The sequence below is a fragment of the Mucilaginibacter sp. genome (assembly GCF_036383575.1).
GTDB lineage: Bacteria > Bacteroidota > Bacteroidia > Sphingobacteriales > Sphingobacteriaceae > Mucilaginibacter.
The window spans coordinates 1-4,204 of record NZ_DASVOB010000557.1 but is presented as its reverse complement, the minus strand read 5'-3'; the positions used below and the strand labels follow the sequence as shown (position 1 = coordinate 4,204).

Here is a 4,204-nt window from a genome sequence, read left to right as displayed (position 1 = left end):
AGTGCCCAACCGCGGATATAAAGCGTACAGATCCTGGTGTTCTTCGCTCCAGTGACTATCGGCAAAAGCCTGCAGCACCTGGGTATTTCCGTATATGTAGGGATCGTTACTTGGGATGAATGGGCTAACCTTATTCGGGTCGATAAAAAATGACACCCTTGCCTGACCCTGGAAGAAGGCCGAAAGATCGAACCCTTTGTACCCGGTTGAGAAACCGAAGCCGTAAACAATTTCGGGTGTTTGCGGATAGCCTAAAAAGGTTTGGTCGAGGTAGTCGATCTTACCGTCGCCGTTCAGGTCGCGGTATTTGATATCGCCGCCTTGTGGCAGGATACCGTTTGTGCCGTTAGCACTAAAGATCTGCGTTGGCGAGTTGCGGGCTTCCTGATCGTCAACAAACAAACGCTCGGCTATATAACCATAACCACGGCTGATAGGCTGGCCGATGAAATGCCTCCATGACTCTTTGTAATCGGGCTCTTCAATGTATTTGTACCTGTTGGTGGAGTAGGTGAAGTTACCGCGGATAGATGCCCATGCACCATTGCTGAAGGTCTGCTTATAATCGAGCGAAAGATCCACACCTTTTGAATCTACCTTACCCAGGTTGGCGCTGGTTGTTGACTCCAAACCTTCGCTGGTTGGGGTGTTGGTACGTTCCTGTAAAATATTGTAGCGGTTGTTGCGGTAAAACTCGGCCACTACATTGAAGTTTTTCAGGAAAGTTGCTTCAACCGCAATATTGGTTTGCTTTGATGTTTCCCAGGTAACATCCGGGTTAGCATAGTTGTTAATGAACACACCTTTACGCTCGTACTGGTTATTGATACCAAACTGGGCATAGTTAGGCCCGTTGTTCAGGGTAACATCCGACTGGTAGAAGAACCTTTGTGAACCGATAGCATCGTTACCCACTAAACCGTAGCTGGCGCGGATCTTCAAACGATCGAGGATATTGGGGTTCCAGAACTTTTCGTTTGATACCACCCATGAGCCACCTATGGTTGGGAAGAAACCATAACGGTGATTTGCCGAGAAACGCTCCGAACCATTATAGCCAAAGTTAGTTTCAACAAAATACCTGCTCAGGTATGAGTAGGTTAACCTACCTGCCAAACCTAAATTGCGGAAAGGCAACGAATACGGCAAGGTGGTGGTACCTGTTTTAGGATCTTTTGCGCTTGAGTAAATCGTTTGCTGAGCCGTACCAATTAAGTTTGAGCTGATGTTGTGCCCTTTTCCAAAAGGCTTGTTATACTCCAGCGCTGTTTGCAGGTAAACGAAGGTATTGGCATTTGGCTCGGTACGGCTATAGTTCAGATATTCGGTTGCTACGTTATTACCGGTAGGCTGTGGGTTAAGCCAGGTTAAAGTGTACTGGTTGCTATCCTTGTCATAACTGCCAACATTATAATAAAAAGGCGAGTAAGCCAGTTGCGAATCAAAGTATGAATACCTGTTGGTATTGAAAATGCTTTTAAACTTTAAACCATCGGTAATAAATTTCAAATCCTGGTTTAACTCAAACTGTGCCGACATTCTTGACTCTGATGAGTTCTTATGCCCCCTTAACAAAGCAGCATATGGGTTATTGTACTGGATGCTATTGCTGGTAGTACCTGATGCCAAACCAACGTTACCGAACAGGATGTGCTGCGCATTGGCATTGGCGGCATCCGGCTCAAAATACGCCGGAAACAAAACAGGGCTGGTATGAATAGCTACATTATATAGATCGGACGCAAAAGAACCATCGGTTGTAATGGGGCCGTTATACTCGCTGAACGTACCGGATAACCTTACGATGATCTCGGTTGTTTTGGTTAGGTTCACGTTTACGTTTGAACGTAACTGGTAGTTTTTGAACTTAACATTGTTGTCATTGTTATTGCGGATATCCTCGCGCAAAACGCCGTTATCAATATTATATGAACCGGCTATGTAGTAGCGTGCCGTTGGGCCGCCACCGCTAACGCTTAAATTATTACGCTGCGTGGTAGCTTGCTTTTTGAATAACAAGTTCAGCCAGTCAACAGCAGGGTAAACATATGGATTGCTGCCCGGCGTATGATTAATGGTGTTAACTGTACTGTTTATTTTAGTTTGAGGGAAAGGGAGCGGTAACGTAGGGTCACGCGTTAGCGATGCCTCATTGTACAGGTTCATGTACTGGATAGGATCAACCAGTTGCGGCGTTTGTGTTGATTGCGAAGAAGAAAATTCCGACCGGAAATTGATCTTGGCCGGGCCTTGTTTACCCTCTTTGGTAGCAACTAAAATTACACCATTGGCACCCCGTGCACCATATAGTGCCGTAGCACTTGCATCTTTTAATATCGAAAAGCTGGCAATGTCATCAACATTTAAACGGGCAAGATCATTGGTTGAAAGCTCCACGTTATCGATCAAAATCAATGGATCACGTTTGTAGCCGAAAGTGGTTACACCCCTGATGAAGAACGAGGCATTGTCCTGCCCCGGCTGGCCGCTGCGCTGATAGGCAATGATACCAGCCGCTTGACCTGCAAGCGCGTTGGTCAAGTTACTTGCCGGGATCTTTAACTCGCCGGGCTTGATACTGGTAACCGAACCTACCAGGGCTTCCTTACGTTCCTTTTTACCAAAGGCGGTTACTACCACCTCTTCGGCAAGGAGTTTTTGTTCTTTAAGCCTGATGGTGAAGTGCTGGTTATCGGCAGTAACTACAATATGCTGGTCGATGAAACCAACAAATGATATTTTAAGACTGGTACCGGCTGCTACTTCAAGCACAAACCTGCCGTTTACATCGGTGGTGGTACCTACGTTCTTCAGGTTTTCGGCAGTAATGTTGGCGCCGGGAATTTTTACGCCAAGGGTATCGGTCACCTGCCCAATAACAGTGATCCTGTTTTGCGCATGTACATTAATGGCAAAACAGGATAATATCAAAAGCATTAATAACCGACCAATGAAAAGATAGCTCTGCTGCCTGCCTCTTTTCACAGGAAATTGATCGTAACTGTAAAATGGTTTCATAAAATTGGGTTCATATAAATTATTTAGGGTTAGCCGGATTTTTAAAATCAGTTTTTCCGTCGCCAAAGTCCATAGCATTTCCATGCCGGGTTATCTTAAACAGGGATTAAATGATTAAGCAACCAACACTAACAGAAAAATCAAATAATAGCTAATAATATCATTTGGCCGAAATGGCATAATGGGCTGCCGGACTTATTCAGCTTTGATAAATTTTAATTGTAGCAACGACAGTTTCGCCGTATTAAGGAAGTAGAGCTTCTTTTCATAATTTTTCGCGTTTGATTTAACTAATTGGTTTTGTAAATGTATACGAGTAACACAAAATTTAAAATGGATAAAACATATAAAAAGATGGATAATATTATCAGCACAAACACTCCTATTCGAAGTGAATTACAGGCATTTATGCCATCTTTTTAAACAGACCTATCAAACTGAACCGGTAGGCTTTGATAACATTACAACTCCTGGTATCAACAGAAAAAGGCCGCTATGCGGCCTTAACAAAATGAACTCTACTGTTTTTTTACTATTGCAAAAACCTTTTAGTTACCCCGAAGCCGCTCACGCTCCTCCTTTGAACCATTTTCCTGATTACTCCGGTTTGCCGATCCGGTACCTCCAAATGACTTTGTATAAGTAAGCTTGATCACCGGGAAACGCCTTGTTTCGGTATTGATAACCACATGGCTTTTTATGTCAAAAGCCTCGCGCGTAAGCGTTCCGTAACGTACATGGATCTGCGAAGCGCTAAACACATCGGCCACCGCTAATTGCAGGCTACCGCCATTATTTTTCAACTCTTTTTTGATGCCGGCATTGATCACCCCAAAACCATCAACCCGTATGGTGCTGTTGTATGACAGGGAGTTATATTCTCCCGATACCTCTGCCGAAATGCTGTTGGGCAACTTAAACAACTGGTTAAAATTGAAGGAATAACCAAAGTATGATTTGGTTAGGGGATTCAAAGTATAATCTTCCTTAAACTGACGCAGCCCGCCAACAAAGCTGTAGGTCATCTCCCACCAGTTGCCTACTTTAAACGGCGCATTAACCTGGAAGGTAAGATAGTTTTGGTACGGTAAATTTTGAGGAGAGATAAACAGGATGTCATGCGCAGGGCTCTCGCTGAGCTGATAACGGGCAATGGCGTTATCGTCCCGACTGTAAAGCAATGAAA

The 4,204-nt window shown here is 44.3% G+C and carries 2 protein-coding genes; both read right to left on the bottom strand.

The genetic code is table 11. The annotated features are described in order from the left end of the window. The coding region (locus VF500_RS19860) for a TonB-dependent receptor (RefSeq protein ID WP_330861345.1) at window positions 1-3,018 on the bottom strand (3,018 nt) is incomplete at its 3' end. Window positions 3,019-3,566: 548 nt separating this feature from the next. Further along, window positions 3,567-4,204 (bottom strand): outer membrane beta-barrel protein (locus VF500_RS19855; protein ID WP_330861344.1); only part of this gene is annotated, 638 nt, incomplete at its 5' end.